Here is a 19,454-nt window from a genome sequence, read left to right as displayed (position 1 = left end):
GGCCGGTACTGATTTTGTGTGTTTCCGGCGGTGTTCTCTTGCGATTCTACACGCAGAAAAACGGCTTTTACAGTGAAAAGCAGTACCGTAAATCAGGAGTTTCCTGTGTCCTGTCATTCATTCTGATTTCGGGACAAAATAGAGACACGTAAAAGAGCCGCGCGCGTTTTTGTGCGGGCGAAGGGAGTCTCTAGAAGATGGATCAGATGAATCTGGCCGCCGCAGGGCCGGCGCTCGGGAGCAACGCTTCCTATATTGAGAAGCTTTACGCACGGTGGAAGGAGTCACCGGGCGCGGTGGCAGAAGCCTGGCAGACATACTTCACGCAGCTTGAGACCGGCGCGGTTCCGGATTCAGGCGTCATCGCCCGGGCGGGGGCTGAAGCCCGCCCGAGCTGCATTCCGGAGAATGAGGTGCTCGCCTTCGCGCAGCGCCAGGTCGCGGTGCAGCAGCTTGTCGCGGCGTACCGGAATCTCGGCGCCGAAATCTCGGACCTGGATCCTCTGAAGAATCAGCCGGCCCGGGTGATTCCGGAACTCGATCCCTCGTACTACGGGCTCACCGACGCGGACCTCGATCAGGTATTCTCGACCGCGAACACGTATTTCGGCCGTGCCTCGATGACGCTTCGGGAACTGATCGAAGCGCTCCGCGAGACATACTGCGGAAAGATCGGCGCGGAGTTCATGTACATCACGGATCCGGAAGAGAAGCGCTGGTGGCAGCAGAGGCTTGAGTCCATCCGTTCCGCTCCGTCCTTCACGCCGGAAGCGAAGGTGCATATCCTTGAGCGGCTCACCGCAAGCGAAGGGCTGGAACACTTCCTTCATAAGCGCTACACGGGTCAGAAGCGTTTTTCGCTCGAAGGCGGTGAATCCTTCATCGTCGCGATGGACCGGATCGTTGAGGATGCCGCGTCCCGCGGGATGAAGGAAATAGTGATCGGCATGGCGCACCGCGGCCGCCTGAATGTTCTCGTGAATATTCAGAATAAGGATCTGCAGGCGCTTTACGACGAATTCGACGGAAAGGAGTCCGCCGAGAGCCTCCCGTCCGGCGACGTGAAGTATCACAACGGTTTTGAGAACTCGGTCCCGACCGCCTCAGGTCCGATCTGGGTGTCGATGGAATTCAACCCCTCGCACCTTGAAGCCGCGGACCCGGTGGCGCTCGGTTCTGTCCGGGCGCGCGAGGATCAGCTTGGTGACCGCGAAGGGAACCAGGTGCTCGGTATTCTCGTTCACGGCGACGCCGCGTTCTCGGGCCAGGGTATCGTGCAGGAAACGCTGAACCTTGCCTCTACCCGAGGCTTTGGAACGGGCGGCACGGTTCATATCGTGATCAATAACCAGATCGGCTTTACGACATCTGACCCCCGCGACAAGGGCTCCATGCTCTACTGCACGGACCCCGCGAAAGTGACGGAAACCCCGGTGCTGCACGTGAACGGCGATGAGCCGGAATCCGTGGCGCTCGCGACGCAGATCGCGATGGAGTGCCGTCTCCGCTTCCACCGCGACGTGGTGCTCGATATCGTCTGCTACCGGCGCCTCGGCCACAACGAGCAGGACACGCCGGCGGTTACGCAGCCGCTGATGTATAAGAAGATCGCGGTGCATCCCACGGTGCGTGAGCTTTACGGCAAGGCGCTTGAAGAGAACGGCACGATCCCCGAAGGCCGTGCTCAGGAAATGGACCGCTATGTCCGCGACCGCCTGAAGAAGAGTGAAAATCCGCGTGTCATTCCTGAGTCACTCCGCGCGAAGCACGTGGTGGACTGGAGCCCCTGGATCGGGAAGGCGAAGACTGAGCCCGCGACGAGCGTTCCGGTCGCGAAGCTGACTGAGCTAGGGCGCGCGATTACCGCGGTGCCTGCAGCGTTCCGGCTGCATCCGCTCGTGATCCGTGTGCTCGACAGCCGCCGTCAGATGGCGGAAGGCGCGGCTCCGGTGGACTGGGGCATGGCGGAGCACCTCGCTTTTGCGTCTCTCCTCTCTGAAGGTCACCCCGTCCGGATTTCGGGCGAAGACTCGGGCCGGGGCACGTTCTCTCACCGTCACGCGGTGCTGCATGATCAGGATCGCGCGAAGCGTGACGTGGGCGAATATATTCCGCTGCAGCACGTTTCCCGCTATCAGGCGCCGTTTACGGTAGAGGATTCGCCGCTTTCCGAATACTCCGTCATGGGTTTTGAGTACGGCTACGCGTCCGCGTCCCCGAACGCTCTCGTGATCTGGGAAGCGCAGTTCGGTGACTTCGCGAATACCGCTCAGGTGAACATCGATCAGTTCATTTCGTCAGCGGAAGCAAAGTGGGGCCGTCAGAATGGCATCGTCCTCATGCTTCCGCATGGCTACGAAGGACAGGGCCCGGAACACAGCTCCGCCCGTGTTGAGCGCTACCTGCAGCTCGCGGCAGGCGACAACTTCTCTGTTGTGCAGCCGACCACCGCGGCTCAGATTTTCCACGTGCTGCGGCGTCAGGTGCTGCGTCCGTACCGTAAGCCTCTGATTCTCTTCACGCCGAAGAGCCTGCTTCGTAATCCGAATGTCGCGAGCCCCTTAAGTGACCTCACATCCGGCGGTTTCCAGCCGGTGATCGGTGATACGGCAGTGGATCCGGCGCGCGTAACGCGCGCGGTGCTCGCGAGCGGCCGCGTGTACTACGACCTCCTGAAGAAGCGTGAGGAGCTTTCGCGAAACGACGTGGCGCTCATCCGTGTGGAAGAGCTGTATCCGTTCCCCGCGGGACTGCTCACGACCGAACTGGCCCGCTACCCGGGGCTTGATGAAGTGGTCTGGTGCCAGGATGAACCTCGGAACCAGGGACCGTGGAACTCGCTCTTCCCGCAGCTCCTTGATCTGATCCCGAGCAGCGTGAGGCTCTCCTACGCCGGGCGTGATGAGAATCCGGCCCCTGCGACGGGCTACGCCGCGCGCTTCAAGCGCGAGGAGGCAGCGCTCTTGGATGCCGCATTCGGTACGCCTGTGAAGTCCTGGCGCGGTGTGAAGGGCGAATAACGACAACCTGATCGGAGGGCGGCGGAAGATTTCGCCGCCCCGGAGAGATAAGCATGAGTGAAATTGAAATCAAAGTCCCGGAACTATCCGAATCGGTGTCGAGCGCTGAGGTGCTTGGCTGGAAGGTGAAGCCGGGTGACGCGGTGGAAGAGGATCAGGTTCTGGTTGAGCTTGAGACGGATAAGGTGGTGCTCGAAGTGAGCGCGCCGTGCGACGGTGTGGTGACCGAGATCCTCGTGAAGGAAGGGGATACGGTGAAGAACGGTGATGTCGTGGCGAAGGTGGAGGAGGGAGCGGCGAAGACCGAGACCGCTCCGGCCGCTGCCGCAGCAGCTTCGGCCCCCGCTCCCAAGCCTGCGCCGGCTCCTGAGGCAGCCGCTCCGGCTCCGGCAGAGAAACCCGCTGAGTCCCGCGTGATGCCGTCCGCCCTCAGGGCTGCGGCTGAAGCCGGGATCGACGCCCGGGCGCTTCAGGGCACCGGGGTCGGCGGCCGTGTGACAAAGGCAGACGTGGAAGCAAAGGCCACTTCTCTTCCGACACCCGCGCCGGCTCCTGTTCCGGCAGCGCCGGCCGTGATTCCTGCGCCACAGGCAGCCGCGCCGGCAGAACCCCCGGTTTCGGTTTTCTTCCCCGCGTCCCACGCGGTTTCGCGGGACACTTCGCGCGTCGCGTCAGCGGCGGCCTCAGTCCGGCTGAATTTAAGCCTCGGAACGGCCGCCGTGACGCTTTTCGAGAAGGTGGATGTCACATCGCTCTTTGACCTGATTGAAAACGAGTCCGCTGCGTTTGAAGCGCGTGAAGGCGTGCCGCTTGAAGCATCCGCGGTGTTTGCCGCCGCGCTTTCCCGCACGGCGGAAGCTTTCCCCGCGATCGCGCCGGCTGCCTCTTCAGGCACCGCGCTCGTGAATCTCGCTGTGGACACGGCGCTTGGCACCATTTACCCGGCCGTTGTCGCGTCCCGACGCGAAGGCATCGCAGGGCTCCTTCGCCGGGTGTCAGACCTGAGGAGCCGGGCTGAAGCCGGCAGCCTCACGCCTCAGGAACTGTCGCTTGGCGACATCACGCTGATCACGGGGCGGGGGGCCGGAACGATTTCATCGACCCCTGCTGTGACGCCGCCTCAGGCCGCGACGCTCGCGGTGCACCGGGCCGAGGAAACCGCGGTCTGGAAGAACAGCACGTGGGAGCCCCGCCGGGTGGCGGTCGCCGCGCTTTCCTTCGACAGCCGCATGGTGGAGCGGGAAACGGCGTCAGACGCGCTGCTCTTCTTCCGTTCACTCATTGAGAATCCTGTCCGGATCTTTCTTTAAGGGAGTCGCCTGATGGCTGAAGGAACTGATTTTGATGTTTTCGTGATCGGCGCGGGCCCGGGTGGATACGAGTGCGCGATCCGCGCAGCCCAGCTCGGGTTTAAAACCGCGGCGGCGGATCCCTGGAAGGACGCGGATGGCAAAGCTGCCCCTGGCGGCACCTGCACAAACGTCGGCTGCATTCCGTCCAAGGCGATGCTCGCGTCCTCTCTCGCCTACGAGTCCGCGGGTGAGACATTCCGCGAACTCGGTGTCAATGTCGGACCGGCGTCCTTTGATCTCGATGTGATTCAGGCGCGCCGCGCCAAAGTGGTCCGGAAGTCAAACGACGGCGTTCTCTGGCTCTTTAAGAAAAACGGGGTCGAATTCTTCCCGGAATCCGCGCACTTCCTCCCGGGCGGAAAGCCCGGTGCCTGGAAGATCGGGCTATCGGACGGCACCGAAATCACGGCGGCTAACGTTGTGGTGGCCGCGGGATCCGTTCCCCGCATGCTTCCCGGGATTACGCCGGACGAAAAGACGATTCTCACGTCGACCGGAGGCCTCGAGCAGACCACGGTTCCGAAGCGCCTCGGCATTATCGGGGCCGGCGTGATCGGGCTTGAGATCGGCGCTGTGTGGCAGCGGCTGGGTGCTGAAGTAACGATGCTCGAAGCGCTTCCCGGGTTCCTCGGAATCGCGGATGAAGAGATTTCACGCGCCGCGCTTCAGGTTTATAAGAAGACCGGTTTTACGTTCCACTTCGGGTGCCGTGTGGAGTCCGTCGAAAAGCGGGCGGACGGCGTCGCGGTTCGTTACCGCACGGGAGACGAAGAGAAGGAAGCGGTGTTTGACCGGCTGATGGTGTCGATCGGACGCGTCCCGGCGCTGCAGTCCGTGAACCCGGAAGCCGTGGGGCTGAAGGCGGATGCCCGGGGATTTGTCGAAGTGGATGAGGGGTGCCGCACGAATCTCCCCGGAGTCTACGCGATCGGAGACCTCGTGCGCGGACCGATGCTCGCGCATAAGGCAAGTGACGAAGGCGTGGCGGTCGCCGAAGAGATCGCGGGTGAGCATCCGGTGATCAATCACCGGCTTGTTCCCTCCGTGATTTACACGCATCCTGAAATCGCCTGGGTAGGACTCACGGAGGCCGAGGCCCGGAATGAGGGTTACACGGTGAAGGCTGGAAAGGCATTCTTCTCCGCTAACGGCCGCGCCCGGGCTCAGGGGCAGACAGACGGGTTCGTGAAGATCGTGGCAGACGCCGAGAATGACCGGGTGCTCGGGATTCATATCCTGGGGTCTGAAGCGGGAGAACTGATCGCAGCGGCGTCCTTCATCCTCGCGACCGAAGCGACGTGCGAGGATGTGGCGCTTACGACAATCGCCCACCCGACGTTCGCTGAGGCGATCCGGGAAGCCGCGCTCACGATTCTTGGGCGTCCGCTGAATAGCTGATCGGTCTCGCGGCAGTTTGAATTGAGAGGGGAGAAGCGGCGCTTCTCTCCTCTTTTTTACAGCCGGATGCGATTCAGACCGAATCCTTACGGGCGGGGCTTCGATTTTTCAGGCGTCCTGCGCTAAACTTGAAAATCCCGATCTTGACTCCGGATTGTCCCAGTACAGAGGTTTTATTCCCATGCATTTTGCCCGGTCTGCAGTTTGTCTTTTCACGCTTACGCTGATTTCAGGTTCTGTCTTCGCGGCCGGCACCGGCATTGCTGGGAAATCCGGTTCCGTGATGACTTCAGGCTCCACGATCCGGGCACCGAAAGCGAACGCCGCGCCGGGTGCCGATGTGGATCCCGCGCGTCTCACGCCGGCTCCGAAAACGGGTTCTGACCGTCTGACGGACTCAAGCATCCTCCAGCGCTGGCCTGCGGGCTCTATCAAGACGCATGATGAAGCGGAAGCCGCGCTCGCGGACGTTGACCGCAACCGCGCGGCGCTGAAGAAGCAGGAAGCGATTGAGCACGATGCCTGTATTGACCGGTTTTTCGTCAGCGCCTGCTGGGAAAAGAACCGCGTGAATTCCTACGACCGGGAGAAGGAATTCCGCCGTGTGGAGCTTGAGGCGAAGGACTGGCTCCGGGCCGAAAACGCGCAGAAGGAAAAAGAGCGTCAGCTCCAGGCAAAGATTGAGGCGGGGAAAGAAGCGAGCGCGGGTGAAATCGGCGCGGTCCTCGATGACAACGCCCCGACGAAGCGCATGATGGGCGCCGAATCCCGTATGGAAGCCCGGATCCGCGCTGAGGAACGGGTCGCGAAGGCGCAGAGTGAAGCCCTGGAGAAGCAGGCAAAGGAACTTCAGAACGAAGAAACCTATGCCCGCCGTCAGGCTGACATCGCGGAGCGTCAGGCCAAAGCGGTTGAGGATGCCGCGGCTGCCGCGAAGCGTGTCGAGCAGCACGATAAGACGGTAGAGCGTGTCGCGGAGCGCCGCGCGGCGGATGCCGCGAAGGCCGCGAAAGAACCCGAAAATGTCGCATCCTACAATAAGCGCGCGGCAGAAGCCGCTGACCGCAAGGCGAAGGCCGAGCAGAAGGGAGCTGACCTTGCGCAGAAACGCGCCGAACGCGCGACCCGGAATGAGCAGGACCGTCAGAACCGGATCGAGCTTCAGAAGAAGTATGAGGCTGAGCGGAAAGAGCGGAGCGAATCGATTAACCCGTTCCAGTAAAAGTGTCAGAGTCCCGAAGGTTTTTCTTTCGGGCGAGAAACAAAAAAGCTTCCGGCTTTGAACCGGAAGCTTTTTTGCTGTGAGACGTGACGCTCTGCCGGATCAGGCCTGCGTGTAGTGCTCAAAGAAGTGCTTCATCTTTTCGCAGGCCGCTGACAGCACGTCAACCTGCGGGAGGTAGACGATGCGGAAGTGATCCGGATTGATCCAGTGGAAGCCGCGGCCATGCGTGATCAGGATCTTTTCCTGCTTCAGGAGGTCGAGCGCGAAGAGTTCATCATCATGGATATTGAAGCGCTTCACGTCGATCTTCGGGAAGATGTAGAACGCGGCCTGGGGGTGCACGGCGGAGACGCCCGGAATGTCATTCAGCATCCGGTAAATGCATTCGCGCTGTTCGTAAACGCGGCCGCCGGGAACGAGCATCTCCTTTGTGCTCTCGCGCTGAGCGAGCGCCGGAGCGATCAGTGACTGACCGGGGGCATTCGAGCAGAGACGCATGGCGGAGAGGAGATTGATGCCTTCGATATAGCCCTTGTAGCGGCGCTTGTCGCCCGCGAGGCACATCCAGCCCACGCGGTAACCGGCCATCAGGTGGGACTTTGAGAGACCGTTGAAGCTCACCGTGAGCAGGTCCGGGGCGAGAGAGGCGAGCGCCACGTGCTCGATCCCGTCCATCACGAGGCGGTCATAGATTTCATCCGCGTAGAGAATGAGATCAAATTCACGCGCGATCTTCACGATCCCTTCGAGGATTTCGCGCGGATACACAACGCCCGTGGGGTTATTCGGGTTGATCACGACGATCGCCTTCGTGCGGGGCGTCACCTTTTTACGCATATCGTCGAGATCAGGGAGCCAGCCGCTCTTTTCGTCACAGATATAGTGCACCGCGGTACCGCCCGCGAGCGTCACGGACGCGGTCCAGAGCGGATAGTCAGGCGCGGGGACGAGCACCTCATCTCCGTTATCGAGAAGCCCCTGCATGGAGAGCGTGATCAGTTCGCTTACGCCATTTCCGGTGAACACATCATCCACGCCGACATTTGGGATGCCCTTTTCCTTGCAGTAGTCGACGATCGCGCGGCGCGCGCTCATGAGACCATGGGAATCGGTGTAGCCCTCGGTGTTCGGGAGATTTTCCGCCATTGCCTTGAGAAGCGGTTCCGGGGTCTTGAATCCGAAATAGGCCGGGTTTCCGATGTTCAGTTTCATTACATCTTCACCCGCCCGGATCATCCGGTTCGCTTCATCCATGATCGGACCGCGGATGTCATAGCAGACGTGGTCGAGCTTATGGGACTTTTCGTAAGTCTTCATAGTCCTTTCTCTTCTCTCTCAAAAACCGCGGGCGCAACGCGTCCGTCGTGGGGTCAGTTATCCGGATACGCGGGCGCGCGGCATTCAGAACCGCGGTTCATCGATCCCGCTCGTTTTTTATTCCGGATACATAAATATACTCAGTTAGGGTACAGCTTTTTCCCGATATCCGCCATTTGGCGGGCATACGTGTCAAAGAGCGGCACCCGAACTATTAGAATGCGAGAATACTGCCGCGGAAGCGGCCGGCGTGCGGGGATAAACCCGCTCACGGATTCAGGAGATCAGAGCGGAGGGAAGTCCAGGCGCTCAGACCTTCTTTAAATAGGAACAGGTCAGGAAACATGAAAGCGGGTGAAGAGAAATTGGCGCTGGGGCCAGCGGGGGAGGCTGAAAAGCCTTCGCGGCTCGTGCAGCACGTGCGCGAGGCCTTCAGCCCGCATGGTCTTCTCACGCAGAAGCTCCCGTCCTTTGTGCCGCGCGAGAGTCAGCGGGAGTTCGCGGAGGCTGTCGCGCAGACTATTGAGGAGAAGGGGACGCTTGTCGCGGAAGCCGGCACCGGTACCGGCAAAACGTTCGCCTACCTTGTTCCGGCACTTTTTTCCGGTATCCGGGTGCTCGTCTCGACCGCCGGGAAGCCGCTTCAGGATCAGCTGTACTCAAAGGACCTGCCGCTCATTCTCGAAGCGCTGGACCTTCACGCGAACACGGTGCTCCTCAAAGGGCGCTCGAACTACATCTGCAAGAAGCGGCTCGAAGAAGTGGACTGGGTGCCGTCAAAGGAAGACGTCGGCTATCTCCGCGATATTCAGATTTTCAGCCGCACGAGCCAGACGGGTGACCGCTCGGAACTTGGCCACATCCCTGAAAACGCGATGATCTGGCCGCTTGTCACGTCGACCAAAGTGAATTGCCTCGGCACCAAGTGCCCGCTTTACGATGACTGCTTCCTCACAAAAGCGCGGCGTGAGGCGAAGGAAGCCGATATTCTCGTCGTAAATCATCACCTGTTCCTCAGTTCGCTCGCGATCGCGGATGAGGGAGCAGACGAGATCCTCCCCTCGATGCCGCTCACCGTGATTGATGAGGCGCATCAGCTCCCCGGGATCGCGACAGACTTCTTCGGTGATCTCTTTTCAACGAACGCGGTGCTGGAACTCGCGCGCGACACGCTGCAGCTCGGAAAAACCAACGCGAAGGACGGCGCGAACTGGGACGTCGTGACGAGCGAAGTCGACCGGTCCGCGAAGGAAGTGGCGCTTTCCGTGTCGACCAAGCTTGACTTCCTGGAAGGGGACCGGAAGTCGGTCGACGATATTCCGGATCTCGGGCTTCTGATCCCGGATCTCGAGCAGCTGGGGCGGGCGCTCTCCGATCTGAGCGAAGTCCTCAAGGCGAACAAGGGCCGGAACGCGGATATCGATCTCCTTCTCCCCCGCTGCGAAAACTTTATCGAGCAGGTGAATGACTGGCTGATGTTTGCGGCGGGTCAGGAAGAGGATGCGGCCGCCGCGGAAGCGGTCCCTGAAGGGATTGACCGGAAGCCGCTGAGACTCCCCGGGCTTGAATCGGAAGCGGAGGCGGTGTCGGATGGCGAATCCCCGAGAGTCCGCTGGGTGCAGCAGGGAAGAACCGGGACGCGGTTCTACAACACGCCGCTTTCGTTCGCGGAGGATCTGAACCGGCTGCGGCACGAAAAGGGCGAAGCCTGGGTGTTTACGTCAGCGACACTCTCGGTTGCCGGAGACTTCAGCCATTTCCTTACGGAGATTGGGCTTCCCGACGCGAAAACCGCGAGCTGGCCCTCGCCGTTTGATTACTTCAGCCTCGCGTCGCTTTACCTACCGAAGGGACTCCCGGAACCAAATTCCCCGGCGTTCCCGGAGTCTGTCGCCCGGAGCGCCTGGCCCTTTGTCAAAAAGGCGGGAGGACGCACTTTCTTCCTCTGCACGAGTCTCCGCGCCGTGGACATCATTGCGGACACCGTGAAGCAGCTCGCGAATGAAGACGGAATGCCGCTTCGCGTTCTCCGTCAGGGGGACGGTACAAGACGCGGCCTTATCGAGGAATTCCGGAAGGATCCGGCCTCTGTCCTTGTCGGATCGATGAGTTTCTGGGAAGGTATCGATATCAAGGGCGAGACGCTGTCGGTTGTCGTGATTGACCGTATTCCGTTCTCGCCCCCGGATGACCCGGTGGTCGCTGCCCGCTGCAAGTGGATCCGGGATCAGGGCGGGAAACCGTTCTTTGATTACCAGGTGCCGGAAGCGGTGACACTGCTCCGTCAGGGTGCGGGCCGCCTGATCCGAAGCGAAACGGATCACGGAGTCTTTATTCTCTGCGACTCCCGGATCATCACGAAGTGGAACTCCTACGGGAGAACCGTGGTCGAGAGTCTTCCGGACTTCTGCCGGACGCAGGACCCGATGCGGGCGCTTGCCTATCTTCCTGAGCAGGCCGCGGCGCCTAAGAAAACCGCGGGCCGCAGGAAAAAGAAGCCGGAGGAAGGGAACTGACTTTCTTCCTTCCATTCATATTGAGCTGCGTCGCCCGGAACCGGCGCTCTGCGTTACGATAGGCGATCAGCTTTCTCAGAATAAAAACGAAAGGAACCCAAAAACATGCCGATTTCAGAAGTCGCCGGTGCGTCCAAAGAGGCCGTGAACCATCCTTCCCACTACGCCGCGCATTACCGCCGCGAAGTGATCGAGCTCACCTCGCACTTCGACTTCACGACGGGAAACGCCCTGAAGTACGTGCTCCGCTGCCGCTTCAAAGGCCGTCCGACGGAGGATCTCCAGAAGGCTCACTGGTACCTTAACTATTTCTCCGATCACCCGGAATCCGGATTCCTGAAGAGTGAGGGGCTGGAGCCCGTGCTCGCCGATTTCCTCACGGATCTTGCGAATCAGAAGGATCAGCTTTTTGGTGAAGAAGCCGGCCGTTTTGTCCGGAATCTCGTCGCCGCGGTGCAGCTCGCGCCTGAATTCTGGGCTCCGGAGCTTGAGGCTGCGAAGACCGCGCTTGAAACGCTGATCAAGGCGTCTGAAGCCTGATCAGAGGCTGAGTTTTTTCGAATCCAGCAAAATGCCCCGGCAGATCTGCAATCTGCCGGGGCATTGTTTTTAACTCAGAAGAGGAGCCGGGATTTATTCCGTCTTATCTTCCGTCGTGATGATGTGAATCGCGGGCTGGCTCTTGAAGGCGAGCCTGAGGGCGGCGGTGACATCATCCGCGGTTACCGCCTGCAGCGCCGGAATATCCTCTTCATTCCACTTGATCCAGGGCTGCTTCTCGGTCACTTCAAGCCTGAGAAGCGCTTCCCACCGGACGTTCAGTTTCCGCTGCGTCTGAAGCGCCGTGATCATCGGTTTCTTCAGTTTCTCGAGCTCATCCTCCGTGACGCCTTTGGAGGCAAGGTCTCCCATCACCTGGCCGAGCGTTTTGCGGACGAGCGCGAGCTGGTCCGGGGATGTCTGCACCGAGGTCCAGATAAAGCCGAAGCCGTCGTTCCGCGGAGACTGATAGTAGAAGCTCCACGGGCTGTAGGCCGCGCCGAGTTTCTCACGGATCATCTCACGGAGCTTATCGGAAAGGATCGAAGCCGCCATGCGGTACGTCATCACGGTCTTCCGGTCGGCCCCGTCGGTGTTCGGGAGACGCCACGCCTCGTTCAGGAACGCTTTCGGCGCGGTGTCCGCGATCACGACACGGTTTTCGCGGCCTGAGGGGAAGCTGAGCGGCGACTCACGCTTGACGCCGGATTCGGCGCCCGTCTTCTCAGCGTTGAAGAGCTGCGCCACGGCGTCCACCGCGGCCTTTTTATCAAAGTCACCCGAAATCACAATCGCGATCGGAGAGACGGTGCGGGAGGCAGCAATCACTTCGCGCACGGTCGGAAGCGTGTAGCGGTCGAGATTCGTGGGCGACAGCGGTCTCACGCGTTCGAGATCTCCCGTGAACCAGGCGAGCGGCATCCAGCTCGCGGCGCCCGCGGTGGTTTCGTAGAGCAGGTGGCGGCTCTGGGCGAGCGACTCTTTCACCCGCGTAAGATCCGCGGCGTCCACGGTCGGCTGCTGGTACTGGGTCCAGAGCGCCTCAAGCATCGTCTTCAGGTCGCCCTTCTGGGCGGTGCCGCTGATCGAGAAGTGGTCAGGCGAATAGCTTTCAGCGACCGCGATCCCCTTCGTTCCGAGGGTATCCGCGGTCTGCGTCTGAGTGAGTTTCCCGACGCCATGCTGCTGAAGAACGGACTGAGCGAGTTTCGGTTTCCAGGCGTCGATATCCTCGTAGGTCTGCGTGCCGGAGCCGAAAATGAGGCTTGCCTGCACGGTGCCCTTTTCCATCGTGAGCGGCTGCAGGTAGAGATGGATCCCGTTCGGAAGCGTCGCTTCCTCAATCTGAAGATTCAGGTCCTTCGCCGCAACCCGGGTGTGGAAGGCCTTGCCGGAGAGGATCGGCTCCCAGGCGGCGGCCTCGGCCCCCGTCGGCATCGCGGGGAGGGTGAGGTAGGGGAACTTCACGGTCAACTGCTCGGCGAGCGGCTTCACGGGCTGAGACGCTGCATCCTCCCAGACTTTGACCACTTCAGCGGTCGTCGCTTTCGCGCCGCCTGAAAGCTGAATCGTGCGGTTTCCGGGCTTAAACGCGTCACGGAAAGCGGCGTTGACGCGCTCCAGCGTGATGTCCTTCTTAATAGAGTTGAATAACTCGAGATCCTGCTCGGGGCTCGTCACCACCTGATCCGAATTGATGGCCCAGGCGATCGCCCCCGCGATATCGGAGTTCTGATAGCCGTTATAGTTCTGCACCGCGGCGCGGAGCTTCTCTTCGTAGCGCTTCAGCGCGAGATCGAGTTCTTCCTTCGTGAAGCCGTACTTGATCGCCGAGGCGGATTCTTCTTCAAGCCCCGTCAGGGCTTTTTTCCAACCGTCGTTCGACGTTACCGCGACCATGACGGCTTCCGGGGTCAGGCTGCTCCGGATATCGGAACTGAACCCCGCGCCGCGCCAGATGCCGGGAGACTTCTCCTCACGCTGCTGGAGACGCCGCTCAAAGATGGAGGAGGCGATTCCGTCTGCCACATCCTGTTCGGATGCCGCGCGGGAGGGCGATTCGTGGCGGCGTGGATGCATGACATAGACCATGATCCGGGTGGTGGATTCCTTCCGGGTGCTCACCCAGGCGCGGACGCCAGATGCGGTCGGGTTCCCAAGCGACGGGATCACGGCGCCGGGGTCCGACGCGGTGGCTTTCTTCATGGAACCGAACGCTGCCTCAATCTCGGCCTTGGTTTTCTCCGGGTTCACGTCACCCACCGCGATCACGACCATGCGGTCCGAGCGGTACCAGGTGTCGTAGAACGGGCGGAGATTGTCAGAATTCGCGGCCTTGATGGTTTCTGTTTTTCCGATTGTCGCGTCCGTGAATTTGCTTCCGCGGTAGAACCAGTTCCGGAACGCGTCCTCAGCCTGCTGGGATTCAGAATCCCGGGCCCGCTTTTCAGAGAGGATGATTCCCATCTCTTCCTTCACCTCGTTCGGAATGAAGAGCTGGCCGTCTGCGTAGTCGCGAAGGATCGAAAGACCTTTCTGCAGCTGATCGGATGACCCGGACGAGAGATCCAGCGTGTAGATCGTTTCCACGGGATCTGTCGACGCGTTCGTGTCTCCCCCGAAACTCATGCCGTTCTTCTGAAAGAAAGGAATCAGGGAGCCAGGCGCGAAGTGCTTTGTGCCGTTAAACGCCATGTGCTCGATATAGTGCGCGTAGCCGAGCTGCTCCGGAGTCTCAAAGTAGGAGCCCGCCTGAACGTCGAGGTAGAGTGACACACGGCCTTTCGGCGTCTGATGCGGCAGGATCACGTAGCGGACACCGTTCGGGAGGACACCGTACGTCATCGCGGGGTCCGGCTTCAGGTCGGAGTGATCCCAGGGGAAAGCTGCCTTGTACCAGGAGAATTCAGACCCCGCGCTGTGTGACGCGGGAGCGGAAACCGCAGTGTTCACTGCGGGGAGAGCGGCATAGGCAGAGGCGCCCGAAAGCGCGAGCGACGCGGATGCCACGGCGAGGAAGATCAGACGGTATTTCATCCGTAATTCCCTTATTGGAAAGAGTTCCCGAAGGGACAGCCTTTGCGGCGCCTCTTCAGAGGAAACGCAATTTTCACTTGAGTGTAGGACAAAAACTGCCGGCAAACCGTTTTACGGAGCGTGACAATCGTGAACAAAAATGACCGGAAGATGACCATGCGCCAGATCCCGCCGTCCGGGCATCCGCGCGGAATGACCCACTGAGAGCCCCGAAAACAGGGGATTCATTGTTTTTCAACTGTTTTTGTCTTGACTTGTGTCAAATTTAAAGTGACACGAATAGGGATTTATGCTTAATACGCCGATTAAATTAAAAATAATCAATAGCTTATTTAATATGTCCGGTTTTTGCGAAGTCAGCGGAATACGGTAAATGCCGTAGAGAAAAAGAGATAAGCAGCCTTATAACCTGTTGAATGTAAAAGGCATACCAAATAGTACCTAGACGCTAAGAATTCAGAAACATTATTTTGCAGATTTTCTTCAAAGTGTAATATTGACGGAGAATCTGAAAATAAGTCCTATCCGTTCGAAGGTCATGTTTTTCCCTTCAGAGGTAGTTTTTCCGGGGGAGATCGGGATAGGACACAAACTAATGACGGCGGGCAATCCGCCGGTATGTGGGAGGATGTATGGCAGAAAAGAAGAAAAAGAGCTGGCTGCTAAGTCTGCCGGTCCAGATGTGCGTCGGCCTCGTGCTCGGCGTCGTCGTGGGCGCGTTTGTTTCGGCTGACGTTGGCACCACTTGGTTCAAGCCGTTTGGCGACCTGTTTATTCGACTGATCCGAATGGTGGTGGTACCGCTCGTCTTCGCGACCCTCGTCGCCGGCGCCGCTGGTATTACCGATATTTCCAAGCTCGGCCGCGTAGCTGTGAAGGTTCTTCTCTGCTACATGATCACGACCGCTATCGCTGTGGCCTTCGGTCTCGGCATTGCTGAAGTGATCAACCCGGGCCTCGGTCTCGATCTTTCCACGACTGGCGCGGTTGCCAAGGTTGTGAAGGCCCCGAGCATTGTTGAGACGTTCCTCAACTTCGTCCCGATCAACCCAATGGAAGCCATGGCTAAGGGCAGCATGCTCCAGATCATCGTGTTCGCCATCTTCTTCGGCAGCTGCCTCGCCGGCCTTGGCGAACGCGGCAAGCCCCTGCTCAAGATCTTTGAGCTGACGGGCGACGTGATGATCCGCCTCACGAACGTCGTGATGTACTACGCTCCGATCGGCGTGTTCGGCTTGATCACCTACACGGTGTCCAAGCACGGTCTCGCGGTTCTGCTGCCGCTCGGCAAGCTGATCCTCGCTTCCTTCATCGCGACGGCTCTCTTCTGCATCATCGTTTACGGCTTCCTCGTGAAGTTCGTGATCCGTATGCCGATCAAGACCTTCCTGAAGGGCATCTTTGAACCGTGGCTCGTCGCCTTCACGACCTGCTCGTCCGCCGCTGCTCTCGCTGTGAACCTTCGCGCTTCCCGTCAGCTCGGTGCTTCGAAGACGATCGCCTCGTTCTCCATTCCGCTCGGCAACACGATCAACATGAACGGTACGGCCATTTACATGGGCGTCTGCGCTGTGTTCGCTGCTGAAATCTTCGGCATGAACCTGTCGATGACCGACATGGTCACGATCGTTCTGATGGGCGTGATGGCCGCTATCGGTACGGCTGGCGTCCCGGGTGCCGGCCTCATTATGACGACCCTCGTTTTCACTCAGGTCGGCATTCCGCTTGAGGCTGTGGCTCTGATCGCCGGTATTGACCGTATTCTCGATATGATCCGTACTTCCATTAACGTCGTGGGTGACGCGGCTTCTGCCCTGGTTGTCTCCCGCCTCGAAGGTGAGTTCGGCACGGATTCGCTGACTGACGAAGAGAAGTTATAAAGCCGTCTTTAAGAATCTCCCGGGACGCGGTTCCGGGCGAGCTGGATTCAGAAACCTCCGGTAAGAAGATTCCTCTTCTCCCGGAGGTTTTCTTTTGCCTGCTGAGAACAGGAGCCGCGGGATCTGAGAGGGATCTGGCGGCGCCTGGCAGAACGGCTCGGACACAGGGGAGGGGAACGGGAGAAGTCGCTTCCCTCCATCAATCGCACCCCATATTTAAGACGGCACACGACGAGGCGCTGAAGGGTTTTTCTTCTTCCGCGGCAAAGAAAAGCCCCCGCGTTCCTTTGAGCCCAAACTCCCGGAACATAGCTCCGGGATTTTTTCATTCTGGAAAAAATTCCTAGTAAATTTAAATAGTTGAGATTGACATTAAGGGTAATTCTTGATATTATAGTCTATAAATATTGATAAAGACTATTATGGCTCGACCAAGAACTCTACCAGACAACCATTTCCGTTTCTCCACCTTCAGAAAAGGAGATTCCACCTATGTTTATGGCTATAGAAATGAGTGGGATCCGGTGAAGAAACAGTCAAGAATTGCCAAAAGGATTTATGTCGGCACGCTCAATGAAGCAACCGGAAGACTTAGACTGGGCAAAAAGTACTTATCCAATCATCCTGAGTATGAAGGCAAGACGCTTTACTTTGAAAATCGTACCCTCGTTGAAAGATCCGAGCAGGATGCTGCAGAAGAAGTTCAACAGCGCGAGCAGTCATGGGCTTCAAACAACCTTTCTTACGCTGCCACCTGGGCCCTTTGGCAGTTCGCCTCCAAGAACCGAATTCTGCAAAACCTGCAGGCGGCGTTCGGAAAACAATTAGGAACCGGCCTTCTGGCTTTGGCCGTCTATCAGCTCTTAGACGGGGGCGCCATGAACGGCTATGAAGACTGGCTTCCCGACAACTGGCTTCCTGTAAGCGCTCCTTTAAGCTCTCAGCGCATCAGCGAACTGCTTGCTCAAGTCGACCATGAGGACATGGTTAATTATTTCCGTTTACGATTTGACCGATCCAAGCAGAATTATCAGAAATGGCTTGAGGAAATAAAACAAAAGGCTCAGAAGCAGGGCTCGGCCATGCCGCCTTCAACTCTGCAAAAGATGTATATGGCGCTGGACTCCACGGCAATAAGTACCTTCTCTATGACAATCGAGGATGCGGCTTACGGGCACGCCAAACAGAATCCTGAACTCAAACAGATAAACCTTACGCTTGCCGTGGATTTCTTGAACGGAGACGTCTGCTATGCCAGAGAAGACGAAGGCTCGATAACCGATAAGTCGGTCTACAAATCCATCCTGGCTCAGATGAAAAGCTACGGCTTTGATCTTGACGAGACAGTCCTGGTGACCGACCGGGGTTACTCTTCCCTAATGAATCTTCAGAATCTTTTTAATACCGATGTCAGCTTCGTCGCCGGCGTTCCTATCGTGGAAAAGGGTTTAAAAGATAAATTTACAAAGTTCCGTGAAGCACTTTGCGACCTCGCTTTTTACAACAGTGAGTATGAAGTTTATTGCCGAACCATAAAAGAAGACTGGAAGCAAAACACAGAGGCCGGCTCAGTAAATCGTGACTGCTTCGTGCATCTGTATCGGTTCCCGGAAATTGCGCTCTCTCAGCAGAAGCAGCTACTAAAGAAAATAGATAAGGTCTTAGATAAAAAACGCGATGGAAAAGTCGTAGATCGAGATGACTGGAACTTCGCTGCCCGCTTCATAACTGAGTGCAAAGAAGAGCAAGACGGCAAGGAAAGGAAAATATGGGAGAAAAACCTCGAGGCTCTCAGACTCTGGGAACGCACTGCCGGCTGCTTTGTTATCCGCAGCGACTGGCTCGAAGATCCGATCGAGGCTCTAAGAATTTACAGGCGCAGGAATATCGTTGAGGTGGCTTTCCGACAGTTTAAAGTCCTTAACGGAGGAGACCGACTGCAGGCAACCCAAACCTCTTACATGGGCAAATTGATGGTACACATAATCGCTCAGTCTCTGAGGATGGCTATAACAGTGCAGGCTAAAAAAAGAGAAACTCAGGAATTAAAACTCCCCGATAACTCGGTGGAAAAGTTACTGGCCGCATTGAAGAGGATCAGAGCGGTGAGGGCACCAACGAGAGCTACATGGGTTGTGGAGCCTCTGACGAAAAAAGCCCAAGACATGCTTGAGCTTTTAAACCTGCCTAAACCTCCCATGACGTTTAAGTCAATATAGAACTATGTCACGGGAGTTCAGGTTTGAGGAAGCGGGGGCTTAATTGAATTACTGTGAGGCTTCAGCGATGGCTTTTTACTTCGCCTGCTGACGGACCTGGGTCGAAGGCACGTTCTTCGGAGCCTCAATCGTCGGCTTCTCAATCTTCGGCATCTTCACCTGCGTTTCGGGATGCTCTTTATTCAGAGCGATCACGCGGCGGACGTCCTTCTCGTTATCCTTCATGCCGAGGTAGCCATAGCTGTCCGCCATGATCTGAAGGGCTTCGTCACGGTACGGCGTACGTGAGTAATCCGTAATTACACGCTGGGCGCGGGCGACCGCGGCCACATAAGCGTGGCGGATAAAGTAGAATCTCGCCACCTTCACTTCGTGATTCGCCTGCGCCAGAATGAGTTCATTCAGACGGCGGCGGGCTTCAGGGGCGTAACGGGAATCCGGATACTTCTGCACGAGCTCGCGGAACGTATCCCAGGCGTCACGCGCGGCCTGCGCGTCGCGGTCCGAGATGTCCTGATGCGTGAGGCGGGCAAAGAATCCGTCATCCTCATTCAGCGTGGCGAGCGCCTTCATATAGAGCACATAGTCGCTCGCGGAGTGATTCGGGTACGAACGCAGGAACCGGTCGCACGCCTGAATGGCCTGGGCGGGATCGCCGTCCTTCCAGTAGGCGTACGCCATTTCGATCTGAGCCTGCTGGGCATAGCGTCCGAACGGATACCGGGATTCAAGCTTGGTATAGTACTCTTCGGCCTGCGACCAGTTGCTGTTATCCAGCGAGTCACGGGCCTCGGTGTAAAGCTTGTCAGCGGACCAGTTGATCGTTTTATCATCGTTCACAGTCGAGAGCCAGGAGCAGGAGGCGGTGAGCGTGATGACGGCAGCCATCGAAATGCCGAGGGCGGTGCGGCGCAATGCTTTCTTCATTTACTAGGAAACCAGAAATTGAAA

Annotated in this window: 11 protein-coding genes; 8 read left to right on the top strand and 3 right to left on the bottom strand. The window is 58.5% G+C overall.

Annotated elements, in window-relative coordinates; all coding sequences use genetic code 11:
* Window positions 1-197: 197 nt before the first annotated feature.
* From BN1936_RS07755 to BN1936_RS07740, 4 genes are all read left to right on the top strand, one after another.
* Window positions 198-3,020, top strand: a complete 2,823-nt coding sequence (locus tag BN1936_RS07755) for a 2-oxoglutarate dehydrogenase E1 component (RefSeq protein ID WP_232422088.1) — start codon at window positions 198-200, stop codon at window positions 3,018-3,020.
* A gap of 53 nt (window positions 3,021-3,073) precedes the next feature.
* Window positions 3,074-4,330, top strand: coding sequence for a 2-oxo acid dehydrogenase subunit E2 (locus BN1936_RS11215; protein ID WP_053101845.1), 1,257 nt, complete (start codon window positions 3,074-3,076; stop codon window positions 4,328-4,330).
* A 12-nt stretch (window positions 4,331-4,342) separates the two neighbouring features.
* Complete coding sequence (gene lpdA, locus BN1936_RS07745; protein ID WP_022443146.1) at window positions 4,343-5,770, top strand: dihydrolipoyl dehydrogenase; 1,428 nt, start codon at window positions 4,343-4,345, stop codon at window positions 5,768-5,770.
* Window positions 5,771-5,951: 181 nt separating this feature from the next.
* A complete protein-coding gene (locus BN1936_RS07740) occupies window positions 5,952-6,992 on the top strand; it encodes a hypothetical protein (RefSeq protein ID WP_022443145.1) in 1,041 nt (346 codons plus the stop codon).
* A 102-nt stretch (window positions 6,993-7,094) separates the two neighbouring features.
* Here BN1936_RS07740 and BN1936_RS07735 read toward each other — a convergent pair whose 3' ends face one another.
* On the bottom strand, window positions 7,095-8,312 hold the full coding sequence (locus tag BN1936_RS07735) for a pyridoxal phosphate-dependent aminotransferase (protein WP_049687091.1): 1,218 nt from the start codon (window positions 8,310-8,312) through the stop codon (window positions 7,095-7,097).
* Between the two features lie 344 nt (window positions 8,313-8,656).
* Between BN1936_RS07735 and BN1936_RS07730 the strand changes: the two genes are divergently transcribed.
* Together BN1936_RS07730 and BN1936_RS11335 are read left to right on the top strand one after the other, a co-directional pair.
* The gene (locus BN1936_RS07730; protein ID WP_022443143.1) at window positions 8,657-10,828 is read left to right on the top strand and encodes an ATP-dependent DNA helicase; all 2,172 of its coding nucleotides are present in this window, start codon (window positions 8,657-8,659) and stop codon (window positions 10,826-10,828) included.
* Between the two features lie 105 nt (window positions 10,829-10,933).
* Window positions 10,934-11,368: a DUF3310 domain-containing protein gene (locus tag BN1936_RS11335; protein WP_022443142.1), complete on the top strand. Its 435-nt coding sequence runs from the start codon at window positions 10,934-10,936 to the stop codon at window positions 11,366-11,368.
* A gap of 93 nt (window positions 11,369-11,461) precedes the next feature.
* Here BN1936_RS11335 and BN1936_RS07720 read toward each other — a convergent pair whose 3' ends face one another.
* Entirely contained in the window at window positions 11,462-14,404 is a 2,943-nt protein-coding gene (locus tag BN1936_RS07720; RefSeq protein ID WP_049687090.1) for a M16 family metallopeptidase, read from the bottom strand.
* Window positions 14,405-15,036: 632 nt separating this feature from the next.
* Here BN1936_RS07720 and BN1936_RS07715 point away from each other — a divergent pair.
* Together BN1936_RS07715 and BN1936_RS07710 are read left to right on the top strand one after the other, a co-directional pair.
* Window positions 15,037-16,284, top strand: coding sequence for a dicarboxylate/amino acid:cation symporter (locus tag BN1936_RS07715; protein WP_022443140.1), 1,248 nt, complete (start codon window positions 15,037-15,039; stop codon window positions 16,282-16,284).
* Between the two features lie 422 nt (window positions 16,285-16,706).
* On the top strand, window positions 16,707-18,503 hold the full coding sequence (locus BN1936_RS07710) for an IS1634 family transposase (RefSeq protein ID WP_148521168.1): 1,797 nt from the start codon (window positions 16,707-16,709) through the stop codon (window positions 18,501-18,503).
* Window positions 18,504-18,578: 75 nt separating this feature from the next.
* On the opposite strand, the gene BN1936_RS07705 is transcribed toward BN1936_RS07710, so the two are convergent.
* On the bottom strand, window positions 18,579-19,430 hold the full coding sequence (locus BN1936_RS07705; RefSeq protein WP_022443139.1) for an outer membrane protein assembly factor BamD: 852 nt from the start codon (window positions 19,428-19,430) through the stop codon (window positions 18,579-18,581).
* Between the last annotated feature and the right edge of the window lie 24 nt (window positions 19,431-19,454).

This window comes from Dakarella massiliensis (assembly GCF_001182045.1).
Classification (GTDB): Bacteria; Pseudomonadota; Gammaproteobacteria; order Burkholderiales; family Burkholderiaceae_F; genus Mesosutterella; species Mesosutterella massiliensis.
Note: the sequence above shows the minus strand (reverse complement) of the source record. Positions and strands in the feature narration are given on the sequence as shown.

What these genes read in the sequence shown, in the direction of transcription:
- BN1936_RS07755 (WP_232422088.1), top strand. Translation starts at nt 198, where the DNA reads ATGGATCAGATGAATCTGGCCGCCGCAGGGCCGGCGCTCGGGAGCAAC.
- BN1936_RS11215 (WP_053101845.1), top strand. Translation starts at nt 3,074, where the DNA reads ATGAGTGAAATTGAAATCAAAGTCCCGGAACTATCCGAATCGGTGTCG.
- lpdA (WP_022443146.1), top strand. Translation starts at nt 4,343, where the DNA reads ATGGCTGAAGGAACTGATTTTGATGTTTTCGTGATCGGCGCGGGCCCG.
- BN1936_RS07740 (WP_022443145.1), top strand. Translation starts at nt 5,952, where the DNA reads ATGCATTTTGCCCGGTCTGCAGTTTGTCTTTTCACGCTTACGCTGATT.
- BN1936_RS07735 (WP_049687091.1), bottom strand. Translation starts at nt 8,312, where the DNA reads ATGAAGACTTACGAAAAGTCCCATAAGCTCGACCACGTCTGCTATGAC.
- BN1936_RS07730 (WP_022443143.1), top strand. Translation starts at nt 8,657, where the DNA reads ATGAAAGCGGGTGAAGAGAAATTGGCGCTGGGGCCAGCGGGGGAGGCT.
- BN1936_RS11335 (WP_022443142.1), top strand. Translation starts at nt 10,934, where the DNA reads ATGCCGATTTCAGAAGTCGCCGGTGCGTCCAAAGAGGCCGTGAACCAT.
- BN1936_RS07720 (WP_049687090.1), bottom strand. Translation starts at nt 14,404, where the DNA reads ATGAAATACCGTCTGATCTTCCTCGCCGTGGCATCCGCGTCGCTCGCG.
- BN1936_RS07715 (WP_022443140.1), top strand. Translation starts at nt 15,037, where the DNA reads ATGGCAGAAAAGAAGAAAAAGAGCTGGCTGCTAAGTCTGCCGGTCCAG.
- BN1936_RS07710 (WP_148521168.1), top strand. Translation starts at nt 16,707, where the DNA reads ATGGCTCGACCAAGAACTCTACCAGACAACCATTTCCGTTTCTCCACC.
- BN1936_RS07705 (WP_022443139.1), bottom strand. Translation starts at nt 19,430, where the DNA reads ATGAAGAAAGCATTGCGCCGCACCGCCCTCGGCATTTCGATGGCTGCC.